Genomic DNA, 16,513 nt, shown 5'->3' with positions numbered 1-16,513 from the left:
TCACTCCCCTTATTTGTAATTATTTAGGTTGGAAATACTAACTGCTCCAATTATTTTTATAATGCATACCAAGCTATTAGCAATTTTCGGTGGAACTAAAGCATTATTATACACCATCGAACTATTCTACTATATATAGATTCTTGCTCCCTACCCAAGGATTGATACCTTACTCCTTAAAATCGACATTCTACTGTGTAACAAGCGTCTATAATCTGCACCTATAAAAAAATGAAGCGAGGTTGTTATTCATTGGCTACCGCTCCTCATTTCCTTTTTACCAATACATTTGATAGTAATAAGCTGGTAACTGCAATTCGTCGTTTTTAGACAAATTGCAATCAGCACATAATAATTGGAAATTTGTAGCATCATTTGTTCCGCCTTTTTCTAAAGGGATAATGTGGTCAAAATGTAATCGTCCAATCTGCATTATCTGAAAAGAGTTGGACAAATCATCACCGCATTGCTGACAGGTCGCTCTGTCACGGTACAAAATACCGTTTTGCAGCCACTTCGGAATAAATGAACACCGTATAACATGATTAAACTCGTTGAAAACTTCTTGTGGCAAGTTTTGTGTCTTGATGAATTCTGAAATCATTAAATTGAAGTCAAATAAAAATTTCTTGTTGCTAAAGAGCAAGAAAAATACATTTTCAGTAATATTGTCCTTTAATGCAAGAGTAGCAGTTCTCATTTCATCAATCAACTGTTCAACTTCTTTTTCTAAAAGTTTGATAACTGGCTCTTCTTTTTCATATTCTAAATCAATTTTTGCAATTAGCTCTGATATTTTTTGTTCCCAATCATTAACATTAAGTCCACAATCTTTCGTAATTATTCTGACTTGATTTAATAAGGTGTAGAGTTCATCAAACTCGCCACTATCGTAAATACTATCCTCAAAGTAGTAGAATTCATTGAAAATATACATATCATAGAATTCGCCAATAAAAGCGTGAAGAATCGTAATTTTGGACGGCTTCATTATCTTATCAATATTTTCATTTAATAGCTTGATGATAAATTCATCGTACGAAATAGCGTCAATGCACAACAATTCATCCATTTTATCGCTCCTGTTTTCAGATGAGACATTTTTAATAATTTCAGAAGCAATAGAAAAAGCCGCATTAAGATTTACTTCCTTAAATAATCCTTTTATGATAATCTCTCCCTTTGAAATTTATTTTATCATATAAATGTTCTTTTTCCATAACAAGCTGGATGCAGTAGTCATACAATCCGCTACTGCGTCTCGTTCTTTTATTTTATCTCTTCAAAAGTTATTAGTTGGTAACTTTGTAACCCCAATACTTTTGCAAAGTCTTGAGCTTTGCAAAAATCATCTTGGCTGTAATACGATATATACCATTTGCAAGTTGGCGAAACAAACCTCGCAATTTCAATAAAATAATTAAAATCTATTAGGGACAGAGAATGACCTAAAACATATATTTCATCTGTTGGTACTAGTGCTTCAAAAAAAGAATGGTTTTGTTGCACTATCAAAGCAGTATCTTTGTATGTTCTCTTGAAATAGGATTTGATTATTTTCTTTGCTTCCTGTACTCTAAAATCTTCATCTTGGCTATCACGATACATTTCCCATTCTTCTTCTGAATTAAATACGGGCATAGGTTTTTCTTGAAAAAGAGTATCATCATGGTGCCCTAATATAAGATTATCTCCGCGCAAGGCATTCCCATGAACATATAAAATTCTATTGGTAGGAATACCATATGCTCTTTCTACTGTATCCGTATAGTTGAAATTTAGAAACAAGCAATTTCTGTCTAAAATTTGCGATGAAACAATAGGTAAAACATTGGTATTTATCTTTGTAATCCACTCACTAAAATATTGTGGAATATCAGAAGCGAAAGATAAATCTTCATCTATCATGTATTGATAATCATGGTTTGCACTATCACGCCAGTTATCATCTCCATAATCCATATAATAACAAGAATTGTCTTCTTGCACTTGTTCATCGTCCAGTATGCCTAATGCATCCTCAAATGAATTCCACAAATCATCTTGCGGAATATACTTACGTATTGCTTCAAAAAAACGATGTTTCTCTTGGTCATGTGGAGTAATACTGTGGCTATAAACAAAATTTCCCATGATATATTCTGGCTCTTTCTCAAATGACTGTAAATACTGCATGAAATCAGAATACTTCGTATCCAATCCATGTGCAATATCAAAACCGTTGCCTATTATAACTAATCTATTCAGATAAATTCCCCCTTATCATTTTGAAATTGCGGTTGCGCCTTTTAGGGCTACCTTCAAAATTTAGTAGCTCAAAGCCATATTGAAATGTGATAAACTTAATCTTTTTTTAATAGACATATGCAAAGGGCATTAGGATATAAAAAGAATTAGAAATTTTCTGATACACCTCTTGAACCTCCTCCAAGTCATGTAGTCAATTTCAAACATATGCACTCTTCATTATTTTTTGTAAAATCATTATTTACATTCATCCAATTCCTTCGATATAACTGCATTATCCATATAATAGCATAATTTTTATTTTCCAATCATCCCCATAACAAATCATCTGTAAGCTTCTCATTATATACATAATAACTCTCCTATACCATTATTCTACAAATTGTAATAGTTTCCTTTAAATTAATATACTTTTTAACTATAAATAAAAATCTACAATTAAATTAGTTTGTAGATTTCAATCATTTTAAGTTAACAAATTATAATTTATCTACATAGAAATATGAATTATCTTTGTTTAGTACTTATTTACTATCATGCATCAATTATATCATGACTTTCCTATGTAAAATAACAGATAAGCATCAATACTTTTTAGTTATGCCATAAATAAGACTTACATCTATAAAATCATATTTAAGTATCATAGCAGATAAGGACTGCTATAAAGAAATTGTTCTCATCAAATCTGAGAGCACCTATATATCCCGCTTCAATTTTACGTTCATCTAATTTCTTCAAATCAAAAACACTTCATCGATGCTTCATCGTGAAAAGCCTTATAAATCACTGTTTTATAGATTATTTGCCAATTAGCATTTTCTGAACCATTACATTTACTGGCTTTAAAACATACTCTAAAAGTGCTTATCGACATCGTGAAAAAACTCTGTGGTGCACGAATGGAACTGTTGACTGCTCAGATTTGAGCCGAGCTATTTCTCAAAGAACTTCTCCTGTTCTTCCTGTTGCATATCATCTTTGGTTCTGTTATAGAGACGATTTCTACCGAAGTATCTAAGAGTTATACCCAAGGTCAAAAAATAGAGAGTCAAAGCGTCTAGAAACTAGTGAAATCATTGTTTCATTACCCTCGTCATAATGGCGAACCTCTGTCTAACAAATCTCCTCCCAATAAGATCATCAAGATATATTTCAATTCATATCAATAGCTTATTTAGCTACGCTTATCTGCTCCGTAAATTCAACTAAAGGTTTATCCAGCTTCACTCTTAGTCTCTAAAAGCATCACAGCTTCGCTAACTATTAATTGAGTTAATTCTTTAGTAACAAGTACGGCATCAATACCACCATTATAAATAGCTAATACCAACTCTTGCGCTTAGGATATTTGAATTGCACTTGACTTAATTTGCTTTTCCATTCTTCAAACTTAGTCACATAAGTCGCTGTAAATAAGATTCCTTTTTTACCAGTCATCTCGGCAACTTTTCTACTGTTAACTGTTAATTCTTCGTTCACTTGTTTAATAACTCCTTCAACTATCATCAGCATAAGTCTTAAAACTAACAAAAGCACTATACTAGATGATAGTGCTTCTTCTTGTAACCTTTTTTAACATAGGCATTTGTTTATCTCATGTCTATAGGTATAGGTGGTATTCTCTTGGTTGTCTTCGTATTTGTCTCCGTCTTTTCATTTAATAATATATTTGTTCCATTTGTCTCATCAAAATCACGCAATTCTTTAATATATTTTAACTCTAATCCATGAATATGCCCATAAATCGATTGTGATGCTTGTCTCTGTGATAATGAACATGGAACTCTATCTTCTTCCTTTCTTGCCGTATCATCAAATTTTATTAATTGAAAAGTAGTAGACATTTCTTTATACACCTTTTCATCACTAATTGGTTGATTTTTGTTATCTAAGAATATTCTGAATGGCTCTCTCCTAATTATTAAGTTCCTTTCAAGGTACTGACGTCTTAATTCTTTATACTTGTCCGCATCCTTACCATATTTCTCTCCATATTCATTTTTACATAGTTCATCAAGCCAATCATGAAACTTATGACACTTAAAGCCTTTCCTATCTTGTCTTATCAAGCAATTTATCTCATGTTCATTCCTCTTCTTGAAACTATCTTTATCAGTCATACCTACATATATTCGGCCTTTTAATTCTAAGAAATATACACCTATTTCCCCCTCTTCTCCTTCAGTCATAGCAATATTAACCTTTCTACCATGTCTATCACAATAACCATTCCCCATAGTTGCTATTTCATTGCACTGTCTCCATTTACATTTTGCTTTCTTCATTCGTTTATCTCCTCTACATTTTATCTATAACTATATTTATACCTTTAAGTTCATTAATATCCAAATCCTTAGGGTTTGCAACTTGCATTAACTCCTTAGTCTCTAATCAATATTTAGATATTTCTTAATACTCACCATTCTCTGTTGCCTTACAAATGCTCTTTGCTGAAGTAATATCCTTTAACACTTAAATTAACTTCTCCTTAGTTCCTTGTGCATTCTTAAATTTTTTATTCAAGTCAAACTGCGTATTCATTTAGCTAGAATTAACATAATATTTAAAGCTAATATTTTATACTTACCGACGTATTTAAAGCGTGCGCTAGCGCGCGTATATATAGATTATTCATCTCTTATCTCTTTTTTATTTTACTTTTATTACACCTCTATTGAGTATGCGAATTATATACCTAGAGTGTAGTATTTTACTACTAAATGGTATGTGAATCACATACTCAACATATTTTCACTACTTTTATGCAGACTTTTTCTTTTGTTCATTTAATTCATTTAGTTCATGCAATTGTTCAGCTGATATTGTTCCCTTCTTTAACTTATTAGTTAATCCTCCTATTCTCCCATTAATTTTCCTATCGTTATTTGTATATTCCCTATTAGTAATACTATAACCTTGTTCTCTAGCTTTATAACAATACTGCTTTAGACCTATTTTAAGTTCCCTTTTTATACTTTCTTGTAGATTATTAATGACATAAACATTCTCACATTCCGTTATAGTACTAGGTTTCCCTTTTAAGTACTTTTTGCCAGCACTTGCATATGTTATTAAGCCTAATTCCTGTAATTTCTCAATGAGTTGTTTAATATTTGATTGGCTTATATTCGTAAATCTATTAATTAATTCATATGATTGATACGTTGATTGTGAACGATAGTCATTCCACCCTGCAAATTCTTCATATTTCCATTCTTCTAATCCTTTTTCTAGTTTATTTTCTTCAAAGCTTCTTTTATATGTCCTAGCTTTTAAATATAGATACAACTTAATTAGAGCTATTCTAGTCTTTGAATTTAATTCATTATCCATGATGGTTTTCACTTCATTCTGTGTTAGTGAAGTAAAATCTGTTTCGGTAGTATAAAACAGTGCTTCAGTATCAATTTCTATCATTTGACCACTCTTAATATCTCCGTCTTCTCCCTCAAAATTAATCCACCCATAATATCTAAGTTGTAATAGTATGTCTCTAAACGACTTCCTTGTCCTTTGATTTACGCTATATCCGCATTTTTCTATAATATAATCTAATGTTATTAAAGCTTTTTTTTCAAAATTAGTTAATAAATACAGCTTATGCAACACTAAAATCACCTTGTCATCACCTACATTATTTAAAATACTATTTTTCTCATTGCTTGATTTACCTTCTCTAATATAAAATAGTTGGTTTGTTATCTTGCTATACAATTCCATACTTTATCAACATCCCTCCTATTTCCTTTTGATCACCTGTTGAATTCTTTAATTTTTCTTTCATGTCTATCTCTCCTTCTTCTTTTGTAACTTTTACCTTTTTGCATGTATAAATTTCATCAATAAAATATCTTTTTGTTGACAAAGTAAACAATGGTATACTATAATCAATATTGTAAGTTAATATTATAATTTGCGCTAGCTATACATATAATTATACACGCGAAATTATTTTAACATATGTAACCAATATTTCCAAATCCACTTCTAACTATTTTTCAAAGATATCTCTTTCTACTTCTATCTTTTTAATTCATTCTCTAAAATACTCAAAATTTCAAACTTTTCATTGCAACTCCCTTTTCAGTGTTCTTTTCCTTTTTCTAAATTATTAGACAATTCTTCTGTGTCACGTTACACATATCTATGTACCAATAATTCATTACACCTCTTCATAGTTCATCAATTGCATTAAATCTCCCTGTTCTTATTGTTCATACTCTCTTCCCCACACATTCCTTACAAACACCTTTCTTATTATAATAGAATTCTAAACACCTACCATTACTAGCTTTCCTTCGTTTAATCTAAATCCCTTGCTTTTTCTAAGCTTATAGTGACACTCAGTTCAGTGTATTTATTTCAAATTTACTACTTGACTATGAGTGAGCCAAGTAATATTGTTTGGGAATTTGTCAGTTACTTTGGATATAATTATTTTACCTACAAGCCATCAAAAATTAATTTCAATGGCTCTTAAAGTAAAATAACATATTGTTTGGTTGTAAGATTTGGTAGTCTTTTTCGATAAATTTTTGTAGCTACAATAATCCAAGAAATCTTGAATAAAATCTATCATTGGTTTGACTCTCTTAGTAATTTTTGGCAATAAAAAAACACCTCCTGTATATCAGTCATTAAACCGATGTACAGAAGATGTTCATCTAATAATTCAATTTAATATTTATAGGTATAAAACGTTGAAATCCATAGCGATTTTTATAGAGTTTATCGCTATAGCCATTCACAAGAATCCTACAACGAAGCCGTTTAGCTAACTTTATTCTTAAGTCTTAATTTATCAGCGATAATTGCTATAAATTCACTATTTGTAGGCTTGCCTTTATCATTGTGGATAGTATATCCAAATAGCTTATTAATAGCTTCTATTTGTCCTCTGCCCCACGCTACTTCTATAGCATGTCTTATAGCTCTTTCTACTCTTGATGCTGTTGTATTGTATTTCTTAGCTATTGATGGATATAATTCCTTTGTTACAGCTGATAATAATTCTATATCATTAACAACCATAGTTATAGCTTCTCTTAAATACATATAGCCCTTTATATGAGCTGGTACTCCGATTTCATGAATTATGTTTGTAATTTCTGTTTCTAAATCCATTGTTCCCTTCGGTGCTTGTGATTCAGTTGTATATGAAATCATTTGTTGTGCAGAAGTTTTTCTTGTATTTTCACAGTCTGTTCCATTACTAAACATTTCTCTTATTCTTTTTGTAAATACTTCCATATCAAAAGGTTTTACTGTATAATAATCCGCACCTAATGTTATAGCTTTTTGAGTAATCTTATCTTGTCCAACTGCAGATAAAATTATTATTTTAGGCATTTTTTCTAAATTCATAGTATTTAGTTTTTCTAAAACACCTAATCCGTCTAAATGAGGCATTATTATATCTAATATTACTAAATCTGGTTTTTTCTCGACTATTAAGTCTATAGCCTCTCTACCATCTTTTGCTATTCCTGTTACTACAATATACCTTTGATTTAATAAATAATCATTTAAAATACTACAAAACTCCTTATTATCATCAGCAATAAGTACAGATATTTTTGAATCTTCCATGCTTCTTCTCTCCTTCATTAACTTACATTATATTACTATTTATTACCAACCTCTATAAATCAAAATGATTACTTAACACTTAAGTATGATAGTTTTATTTATAAATTCTATAATACTCAGTAAAAATCCTCTTTTATTTTGTTTTTATTATAGTGGTATGTACTTTTTTCCGTTTTATTTTTAATAAAAACTTAACCTCACCTTATAAATTATACCATGATTTATATAATTATAGCATTAATTGTTATAATTTATTTATATTCCACTATTTGTAAATTATAACCTTATTTTTAGTATAAGTAAATACTTTTGTAGAAAATAGTTTGATAAATATGTATTATTTTTTTTAAAATCTAAAAACACTAGCGAAAAACTAGTATTTTTAGAAATATTAAATAAAATAATAGACCAAATATACTGAATATACTGGTCCATTATTTTTAAACATTTATTTATTATTTAATTATTTCTGCATCTTTTAACATCCATTCTATATATATACCATATCCTGTGTCAGGTTTATTGATTAATACATGAGTTACGGCTCCAACAATTTTATCATTTTGTATAATTGGACTTCCACTCATACCTTGCACAATACCTCCTGTTTTCTCTAATAATACTGGGTCTGTAACCTTTATTACCATACTTTTTGGTCCTGGAGTTTCTTGATCTAATAATTTTACTATCTCAATATCATATTCTTTAGGTCCTTGTTCATCTATTGTAGTAATTATTTTTGCTTTTCCTTCTGTCATTTCATTTCTAAAACCTACTTTCATAGGCTTAGGGTTATTTTTTAAAATATTTACATCTTTTACTGTTCCAAAAATACCACTTTGGGTATTAGTTTTTATTTTACCGTTCACTTCATTTTCATTTGTAAATATTCCTTGTAATTCTCCTGGAGAACCTTTTTCTCCTCTTCTTAAGTTTATTATAGATGATTGTAATATATCTCCATGCTTAATTAAAAAAGGTTGATTTGTATCACAATCGGTAATAGGATGACCAAGAGCACCAAATTTTTTAGATTCCTTATCTATAAATGTCATAGTCCCAACACCTGCAGTCGAATCTCTTATCCATAACCCTAACTTGTATTCACTATTTTCTTCTTTTTTAAGTTCTACTTCTTTATTAAAATTTTGGTTATCTCTTAAAATATTTACAGTTATTTTGCTTTCGTTACAACCTTTAATTATATTTATTAAGTCTTGACAATTTTGAACTTCTTCTCCGTTAATTTTTACTATCGTATCACCTAGTTCTATTCCTCCTAATTTACCTGGACTTTCTTGCTTTTGGTTATTAATTTCTATTTCAGAATATCCAACAACCAAAACACCTTGCGTGGAAACTCTAACACCTATACTATTTCCACCAGGGTATAATTCTAAATCTTTTACTTTTTGAACTTCTAATGACTTTAATGGTATTACACCTAATAATTTTATCTGATATTTGTTTTGATCATCTTTTATTCTACTTAATGTACTTCCTCTCGGAATCATTGATGATACCGCTATATCCTTATTAGTATAAATTATATTAGGTATATTTATAATATTTATTGTGGTCATTAAAACCAGAATCAAGATTGGAGCTGTGATTAAACTAATTACTGATAAAATTTTCTTCTTCATATTTCTCTCCTCCTTTGCTTCTGATTTTAATTTTCCCAGTAGACAAGCCTATTATGCTGTATTAACTTTGTTATAAAAGTCAAAAATTTTTAACCTATGTTAATTTTTTATAAATATCTTTTTTATTGTTATAAAAAAAAATAAAACCACGACATCCATGGTTTTATTTTTACCAAAATATATTGCTATATGTATTATTTTTTAAATTTCTAATTTTTTAATTTCACCTAATCTTATCATTTCTTTAACATTATTTAATGTAGCTTCTGTTACATCATCTCCACCAAGCATTTTACCAATTTCATATTCTTTTTCTTCTTTAGTTAGTACCTTAATCTTGGTAAAAGTTTTATTATCTTTTACTTCTTTTGATACAAAATAATGATAATCTGAAAGAATTGCAATTTGAGGAAGATGAGTTATACAAAGCACTTGGTGATTTTTTGATACTTGATACATCTTTTCACCAACTCTTTGTGCAACAACGCCGCTAATACCAGTGTCAATTTCATCAAAAATTAAAGTAGGTATTTTATCCTTATCTGCAAATACACATTTTAATGCTAACATAATTCTAGAAAGTTCTCCTCCAGATAATACCTTTTCTAAAGGCATTAAAGGTTCTCCTGGATTTGTAGAAATTAAAAAGCATACATCATCAAATCCTCTTGAATTAAACTTATCTTCTCTTATTATACTTATTTCCATTCTAGATTTTTCAAGCCCTACAAAAACAAGTTCTTTTAAAATATTTTCTTCTAATTGTTTACTTTTACTGCATCTTAAATCATGAAGCTTTAATGATACTTTTTCCATTTTATTTAAAATTTCTTGTTCTTTAAGTTTTAGTTCTTCAATAATCTTTTCAGAATTTATAATTTCATCATATTGAGTTTTAATTTTTTCATGATATTCTAAAACATCTTTAATAGTAACTCCATATTTTTTCTTATATTGGTTTATTTCATATATTCTCGCATTTATTTTTTCTAATTCATCATCATCATATACAACATCTTCAGCTAAATCTCTTATATCTCTAGATGCTTCTTCTATTAAATAAAATGCTTCTTCTATTACTTCTCTATTTTTTTTAATTTTTTCAAAATGAGTTTCTACATTAGATAGTTCTTGTATTACTTTAGAAAGAGAATTTATAATGCTATTTTCTCCTTCAAGTCCATTTAATAATCCATAAGATAACTTTAAACTATTACTTATTTTTTCAGCATTAGATAATAAATTAAATTCTTCCTTTAAATTATCCTCTTCATCTTCTTTTAGTTTCCCTTTTTCAATATCTTCGATTTGAAATTTAAGATAATCTAAAAGTTTTTCTCTATCTTGATTTCCTGAAATTTCTTGAATTTTAATTTCAACTTTTACTAGTTCTTCTTTTAAACTAGTAAATTCTTCTAAGAAAGGTTCAATTTCTGCTCCTATAAAACTATCTAGATATAATATATGAGTACTTCTTTGAAGAAGATCCTGATTATGATGCTGTCCATGTATATCAAGAAGACCTTCTCTTATTTTCTTTAACTGAGAAACAATAAGACTCTTTCCATTAACCTTAATTAAACTTCTGCCGCTTTGATGAGTCTCTCTTGAAACAATTAATATATCGTCTTCACTATCTATATCTAATTCAATTAATACTTCTCTTATTGCGTTATTTTCAATTGTAAAAAGTGCTTCTACATATGTCTTTTCTTCACCTGTTCTAATTAAACTTCTAGAAAACTTTCCACCAAGTACATAATCTATTGCATCTATTAAAATAGATTTTCCTGCTCCAGTTTCACCTGAAAGTATGTTAAAACCTTCATTAAAATTCATCGTTATATCTTGTATTAATGCAAAATTTTTAATATTTAATTGAATTAACATTCCTATCCATCCCTTATATTTATAGTGATATTCTCTTTCTTATTTTTGCGACTAGTTCCTCTGCCTTTTCTAAGCTTCTAACTAAAATAAATATTGTATTATCTCCTGCTACAGTACCAGCTATATCAGTTCCCTCTAAATTATCTATAGCTTCTGCTGCTGCTGATCCTGAACCACTTATGGTTTTTATTACTACCATCTTATCTATATTCTCTACGCTTACTACAGTATTAGATAATATATTACTTAATCTATCTACTATATTTTTTTCTTCACCTGAAGATACAACATATTTAGATTTACCATTTGAGCCTTGTACTTTTATAAGCTTTAAAGTTTTTATATCTCTTGAAACAGTAGCTTGAGTAACATCAAAACCTTCTAATTTTAATGCTTCTGCTAAATCTTCTTGAGTCTCTATCTCTTTAGATGATATAATTTCTAATATTTTTGTATGCCTTTTTGATTTCAAACTTCATCACCATCACATTCTTTAGAATTATTTAAAACCTTTTTTCTTATTACTTTAAAATAATCATAATCATTAAATAAAAGTAACTTTATTGATTTTTCTTTCTTTTTTATTGTTATCGAAGATTTATCTTCTATCTCAATAGCTTTTTGGCCATCTAAAGTTAAATAAACTTTTTCATCCGAGTTTTCTGATACTATCTTAATAACACTATCACCCTTTAATACAACTGTATACATACTATTTGTATGTGGACATATAGGTGTTATCGTAATCACTTCTAAATCTGGATGTATAAATGGTCCTCCTGCTGAAAATGAATAAGCTGTTGAACCGGTTGGGGTTGATACGATAATTCCATCACCCTTAAATGTAGAGTATAATTTTCCATCAACAAAAATTTTAAACTTTACCATTCTAGATAGTGTACCTCTTGCAACCACTACTTCATTTAAAGCTTTAAGTTCATTTTTGTATTCTTTTCCATCAACTTCACAATTTAACATCATTCTATCATGAATCTTGTATTCTCCTGCTTTCAACCTTTTTAATGCACAATCTAAATCTGATATTTCAGTGCTTGATAGAAATCCTAAATTTCCTATATTAACCCCTAGTATTGGTGCTTCAAAATTTTCATCTAAATCTCTAGCTACACCAAGAAGTGTTCCATCTCCACCTAATACAATAAGTAAATCTATCATACTTAAGTCTAATTTTTTTACTTCAAAGCTGTCATATACATTAATATTCTCGATGTTAAATACCTTTTTAATATTAGATATAACCATATTTAATATAGTATTTTGGCAATCTTTTGATGGATTTATCGCAATCCCTATATTTTCCATAACCCCTCCAAAAATTTTAAAGTTCTTGATGTGATTCTTCTACAACCTTATCTATATCTTCAAGTTTGAAATCACTCTCTTTTTCTTTATCCTTTGTGAAATAAACTAAATACTCTCTATTTCCTTCTGGTCCTTTAATTGGAGAATATCCTACTCCTAATACATTTAATGCTTGTTCTTTAAGAAAATCAATAATTCCATAAACAACTTCTTTATGTGTACTGATTTCTCTTACAACACCTTTTTTACCTACTTTTTCTCTTCCTGCTTCAAATTGAGGTTTTATCAAAGCAACTACTTCACCATTATCTTTTAATAATCCAAGTGTTGCTGGCATTATCTTTTTTAATGATATAAATGATACATCTATAGAAGCAAAGTCTAAAGGCTCACCAATATCTTCAAGAGTAACATATCTTATATTTGTTCTTTCCATACATACTACTCTTTCATCTGTTCTTAGTTTCCAGGCAAATTGTCCATATCCTACATCAACTGAAAACACTTTTTTAGCTCCATTTTGAAGCATACAATCAGTAAACCCACCTGTAGATGCACCTATATCCATGCATACTTTGCTTTCTAAAGAAATATCATAAGACTTCATTGCTTTTTCTAACTTTAGTCCACCTCTACTTACATATTGAAGAGTTGCACCTCTATATTCTATATTAGCTTCATAGCTTATTTTTTCTCCAGCTTTATCTACTCTTTGACCATCAACAAACACTTTGCCTTCCATAATGCAAGCTTTTGCTCTTTCTCTTGAACTAATTATCCCCTTTTCTACTAAAAGTAAATCAAGTCTTTGCTTTTTTCCCGCCATGTATTTTTCTCCTTTTAATTATAAAGCTTTATGACAGCCTCACTTATACTTTGAGGATCGATTTTATATTCCTTATAAAGTATTTCAATGCTACCTTGTGGAACAAATGTATCTTCATATCCTAATAACTTTATATTTCCTTTATAATCTATATCATTTAAACTTCTTAATATTGCTTCTCCTAAACCACCAGATAAAACATTATCTTCAACAGTTAAAATATTATAGCCTTCTTCTTTAAGTTTTTGCAATACTTTTTTATCTATTGGCTTTATAAATGTAGCATTTATTATTTTAGGATTTATGTTTTTATTTTTTAATAATTCCTTTGCTAAAATAGCATGTTGTACCATTTTACCACTTGCAATAATACAAACCTTATTTCCTTCACTTATAGTTTCCCAAGTTCCATATTCTATTTCTTTTATAGGTATCATATTATTTATAATATCTGTACCTCTAGGATATCTTAAAGCTATTGGAGCATTTCTTTCAAACGCCCATTTTAATAAAATTTCAACTTCTTCTATGCACTTAGGTGCTACAATCGTTATATTAGGAATTATTGATAAATAACCTATATCCATAATTCCTTGATGTGTCTCACCATCGTCACCAACTATACCTGCCCTATCTATTGCAAATACAACCGGTAACTTTTGCAAGCAAACATCATGCATTACTTGGTCAAAACCTCTTTGAAGGAAAGTTGAATATACTGCAAATACTGGTTTTAAACCATTACTTGCCATTCCTGCCGCTAACGTTACTGCATGTTGTTCTGCTATTCCCACATCAAAAAATCTTTTAGGAAATTTACTTGCAAATCCTTTAAGGCCAGTACCATCAGGCATTGCTGCTGTTATTGCAACAACATTTTTGTCTTTCTGTGCAATATCTATTAAAGAATTACCAAAAGCTTTTGAATATGTAGTATTAGAAGATACTTCTACTTCTCCACTTTCTAAGTCAAATGGTGCAATTCCATGATATTTTGATGGACTTTGTTCTGCTAATGCATATCCCTTGCCTTTTCTGGTCACTGTATGTATTATTACTGGACCATCTATTTCTTTTACTCTAGTAAATACTTCAGTCATAGTCTTTATATCATGACCATCAATAGGTCCTATATATTTTAGACCCATATTTTCAAAAAACATTGAAGGAACAATAAGTTGCTTTATGCTATCTTTTACTTTTGTCATTTTATCCACTAGATTTTTACCTAAATCTGATGAACTTAATGATGTATTTATATTAGTCTTTAATTTATTATATCTTGGTTCAGTCCTTAATCTATTTAAATATCTTGATAGTCCTCCAACATTTAGTGAAATTGACATTTGATTATCATTTAAAATAATAATCATTTTTGTTTTTCTAAATCCTACATCATTTAACGCTTCTAATGCCATACCACCTGTTAAGGCTCCATCTCCAATAACTGCAATCACATTATACTTTTCATTCTTTAAATCTCTAGCTCTTGCAATTCCAAGTGCAGCTGATATTGAAGTACTACTATGACCAGTATCAAAATAATCATACTTACTTTCACTTCTCTTAGGAAATCCACTCATTCCATTAAACTGTCTAAGATTTTCAAAGTCATCTTTTCTTCCCGTTAAAATTTTATAAACGTAACTTTGATGTCCAACATCCCAAACTATTTTATCTTTATTAAAATCAAAAGCTTTAAAAAGACTAAGTGTCATCTCAACAACACCTAAATTAGATGATAAATGCCCTCCTGTTTTTGAAACGCTGTCTATTAAAAACTCTCTTATTTCTTTACTTAATTTTTTTGTGTCATTCTCATTTATCTTTTTTAAATCTTCTGGGAAGTTTAAATTATTTAATAATGACTTCATATTAACCATTCCCTTATTCCCTTTTTTTAATTTTGTCTATCTAAAAGACCATATGTTAATTCTTTTAGCGGATTTGAATTCACACTCAATTTATCTAAAATATTAACACATTCTTCTGTTAATTCTTTGCAAAGTTCTTTACATCTTTCTAATCCATAAACTGTTATAAAATTAGTTTTATTTAATTCTTGATCTCTGTGAGGATTTTTCCCTAATTCTTGACATGATCCTATTATATCTAATATATCATCTTTTATCTGAAAGGCTAAGCCTAATTTTTTTCCATATTCATCTAAAGCTTCTAAATCTTCATTTGGAATATTTGCTAAAATACCTCCTGATACTACAGAAGCTCTAATTAATTCTCCAGTCTTTTTTGAATGCATATATTTTAATTCTTCTTTAGATATCTTTTTTCCTTCACTTAATACATCAACAACTTGACCGCCAATCATACCTTCTGCACCAGCAGCATTTGCGATTTCATAAGATGCTTTTAATGCATTTTCTCCTAAAGTTAATGAATTCTTCATAAGAAGTATCATAGCTTCATTTAATAATGCATCACCTGCTAAAACGGCTATATTTTCTCCAAATACTTTATGATTTGTTGGTTTTCCTCTTCTTAAATCATCATCATCCATACATGGAAGATCATCATGAATTAAAGAATATGTGTGTATCATCTCTATTGCAGCTGCCATAGGGATTGCTTTTTCTATATCTTCTTTATATATACCATAAGCTAAGCAAAATAGTATAGGACGTATCCTCTTTCCTCCTATGTTTAAGCTATAGCTGGATGCTTCATATACAGATTTATTATAAGAATCTTTTCCTTCAAAATATTGTTTTAAATAATTATCTATTTTATCTTTTATATTATTTATCATCATTTCGACTGTCAAACTCCACTTCTTTTTGATCCTTGATTACAGATATTTTCCCTTCATAGGAATTAAGAGTCTTGTAAAGTTTATTTACAAGTTTCACACCATCTTCATAAGCTTTCATACCATCTTCAAGACTCATGTTTTCTTCTTCTAGATTATTTAATATATCTTGAAGTTTAGTTAACATATCTTCATAACTTTCTTTTTTTGCCATATTAAACG

General features: G+C 29.1%; 15 protein-coding genes. All 15 read right to left on the bottom strand.

From position 1 onward, the window contains the following. Nucleotides 1–277: 277 nt before the first annotated feature. The 15 genes from ACYUET_RS01755 to ACYUET_RS01685 all read right to left on the bottom strand — a co-directional run bounded on the left by ACYUET_RS01755 (nt 278) and on the right by ACYUET_RS01685 (nt 16,505). Entirely contained in the window at nt 278–1,072 is a 795-nt protein-coding gene (locus ACYUET_RS01755; protein ID WP_460277438.1) for an HNH endonuclease, read from the bottom strand. A 197-nt stretch (nt 1,073–1,269) separates the two neighbouring features. Continuing rightward, nucleotides 1,270–2,229 carry a bacteriophage abortive infection AbiH family protein gene (locus ACYUET_RS01750; protein ID WP_460278228.1) on the bottom strand — a complete coding sequence of 320 codons (960 nt, stop codon included), beginning with the start codon at nt 2,227–2,229 and terminating at the stop codon, nt 1,270–1,272. Between the two features lie 1,341 nt (nt 2,230–3,570). Then, entirely contained in the window at nt 3,571–3,729 is a 159-nt protein-coding gene (locus ACYUET_RS01745; protein WP_460277437.1) for a hypothetical protein, read from the bottom strand. Nucleotides 3,730–3,839: 110 nt separating this feature from the next. After that, nucleotides 3,840–4,535: a hypothetical protein gene (locus ACYUET_RS01740; protein WP_460277435.1), complete on the bottom strand. Its 696-nt coding sequence runs from the start codon at nt 4,533–4,535 to the stop codon at nt 3,840–3,842. Between the two features lie 475 nt (nt 4,536–5,010). Then, nucleotides 5,011–5,970, bottom strand: coding sequence for a hypothetical protein (locus ACYUET_RS01735; RefSeq protein ID WP_460277434.1), 960 nt, complete (start codon nt 5,968–5,970; stop codon nt 5,011–5,013). Then, a complete protein-coding gene (locus ACYUET_RS01730; protein ID WP_460277432.1) occupies nt 5,957–6,115 on the bottom strand; it encodes a hypothetical protein in 159 nt (52 codons plus the stop codon). The genes ACYUET_RS01735 and ACYUET_RS01730 overlap by 14 nt, the downstream gene beginning before the upstream one ends. Before the next feature lie 905 nt (nt 6,116–7,020). Further along, the gene (spo0A, locus tag ACYUET_RS01725) at nt 7,021–7,839 is read right to left on the bottom strand and encodes a sporulation transcription factor Spo0A (RefSeq protein ID WP_219780424.1); all 819 of its coding nucleotides are present in this window, start codon (nt 7,837–7,839) and stop codon (nt 7,021–7,023) included. Nucleotides 7,840–8,294: 455 nt separating this feature from the next. Beyond that, nucleotides 8,295–9,485 carry a SpoIVB peptidase gene (gene spoIVB, locus ACYUET_RS01720; protein WP_460277430.1) on the bottom strand — a complete coding sequence of 397 codons (1,191 nt, stop codon included), beginning with the start codon at nt 9,483–9,485 and terminating at the stop codon, nt 8,295–8,297. A gap of 201 nt (nt 9,486–9,686) precedes the next feature. Then, a complete protein-coding gene (recN, locus tag ACYUET_RS01715; RefSeq protein ID WP_460277428.1) occupies nt 9,687–11,375 on the bottom strand; it encodes a DNA repair protein RecN in 1,689 nt (562 codons plus the stop codon). A gap of 19 nt (nt 11,376–11,394) precedes the next feature. Continuing rightward, entirely contained in the window at nt 11,395–11,847 is a 453-nt protein-coding gene (locus tag ACYUET_RS01710) for an arginine repressor (RefSeq protein ID WP_460277427.1), read from the bottom strand. Continuing rightward, entirely contained in the window at nt 11,844–12,698 is an 855-nt protein-coding gene (locus ACYUET_RS01705) for an NAD(+)/NADH kinase (RefSeq protein ID WP_460277425.1), read from the bottom strand. The genes ACYUET_RS01710 and ACYUET_RS01705 overlap by 4 nt, the downstream gene beginning before the upstream one ends. Before the next feature lie 16 nt (nt 12,699–12,714). Continuing rightward, nucleotides 12,715–13,524, bottom strand: a complete 810-nt coding sequence (locus ACYUET_RS01700; protein WP_460277424.1) for a TlyA family RNA methyltransferase — start codon at nt 13,522–13,524, stop codon at nt 12,715–12,717. A gap of 14 nt (nt 13,525–13,538) precedes the next feature. Beyond that, on the bottom strand, nt 13,539–15,398 hold the full coding sequence (gene dxs / locus ACYUET_RS01695) for a 1-deoxy-D-xylulose-5-phosphate synthase (protein WP_460277423.1): 1,860 nt from the start codon (nt 15,396–15,398) through the stop codon (nt 13,539–13,541). Nucleotides 15,399–15,424: 26 nt separating this feature from the next. Continuing rightward, on the bottom strand, nt 15,425–16,294 hold the full coding sequence (locus tag ACYUET_RS01690; RefSeq protein WP_460277421.1) for a polyprenyl synthetase family protein: 870 nt from the start codon (nt 16,292–16,294) through the stop codon (nt 15,425–15,427). Continuing rightward, nucleotides 16,281–16,505 carry an exodeoxyribonuclease VII small subunit gene (locus ACYUET_RS01685; RefSeq protein ID WP_460277419.1) on the bottom strand — a complete coding sequence of 75 codons (225 nt, stop codon included), beginning with the start codon at nt 16,503–16,505 and terminating at the stop codon, nt 16,281–16,283. The genes ACYUET_RS01690 and ACYUET_RS01685 overlap by 14 nt, the downstream gene beginning before the upstream one ends. Between the last annotated feature and the right edge of the window lie 8 nt (nt 16,506–16,513).

It is taken from the genome of Clostridium sp. CTA-5 (assembly GCF_054768135.1).
This window is presented reverse-complemented; position numbering and strand designations above follow the sequence as displayed.

What these genes read in the sequence shown, in the direction of transcription:
- ACYUET_RS01690 (WP_460277421.1), bottom strand. Translation starts at nt 16,294, where the DNA reads ATGATGATAAATAATATAAAAGATAAAATAGATAATTATTTAAAACAA.
- ACYUET_RS01735 (WP_460277434.1), bottom strand. Translation starts at nt 5,970, where the DNA reads ATGGAATTGTATAGCAAGATAACAAACCAACTATTTTATATTAGAGAA.
- ACYUET_RS01755 (WP_460277438.1), bottom strand. Translation starts at nt 1,072, where the DNA reads ATGGATGAATTGTTGTGCATTGACGCTATTTCGTACGATGAATTTATC.
- dxs (WP_460277423.1), bottom strand. Translation starts at nt 15,398, where the DNA reads ATGAAGTCATTATTAAATAATTTAAACTTCCCAGAAGATTTAAAAAAG.
- recN (WP_460277428.1), bottom strand. Translation starts at nt 11,375, where the DNA reads ATGTTAATTCAATTAAATATTAAAAATTTTGCATTAATACAAGATATA.
- ACYUET_RS01740 (WP_460277435.1), bottom strand. Translation starts at nt 4,535, where the DNA reads ATGAAGAAAGCAAAATGTAAATGGAGACAGTGCAATGAAATAGCAACT.
- spo0A (WP_219780424.1), bottom strand. Translation starts at nt 7,839, where the DNA reads ATGGAAGATTCAAAAATATCTGTACTTATTGCTGATGATAATAAGGAG.
- spoIVB (WP_460277430.1), bottom strand. Translation starts at nt 9,485, where the DNA reads ATGAAGAAGAAAATTTTATCAGTAATTAGTTTAATCACAGCTCCAATC.
- ACYUET_RS01705 (WP_460277425.1), bottom strand. Translation starts at nt 12,698, where the DNA reads ATGGAAAATATAGGGATTGCGATAAATCCATCAAAAGATTGCCAAAAT.
- ACYUET_RS01685 (WP_460277419.1), bottom strand. Translation starts at nt 16,505, where the DNA reads ATGGCAAAAAAAGAAAGTTATGAAGATATGTTAACTAAACTTCAAGAT.
- ACYUET_RS01700 (WP_460277424.1), bottom strand. Translation starts at nt 13,524, where the DNA reads ATGGCGGGAAAAAAGCAAAGACTTGATTTACTTTTAGTAGAAAAGGGG.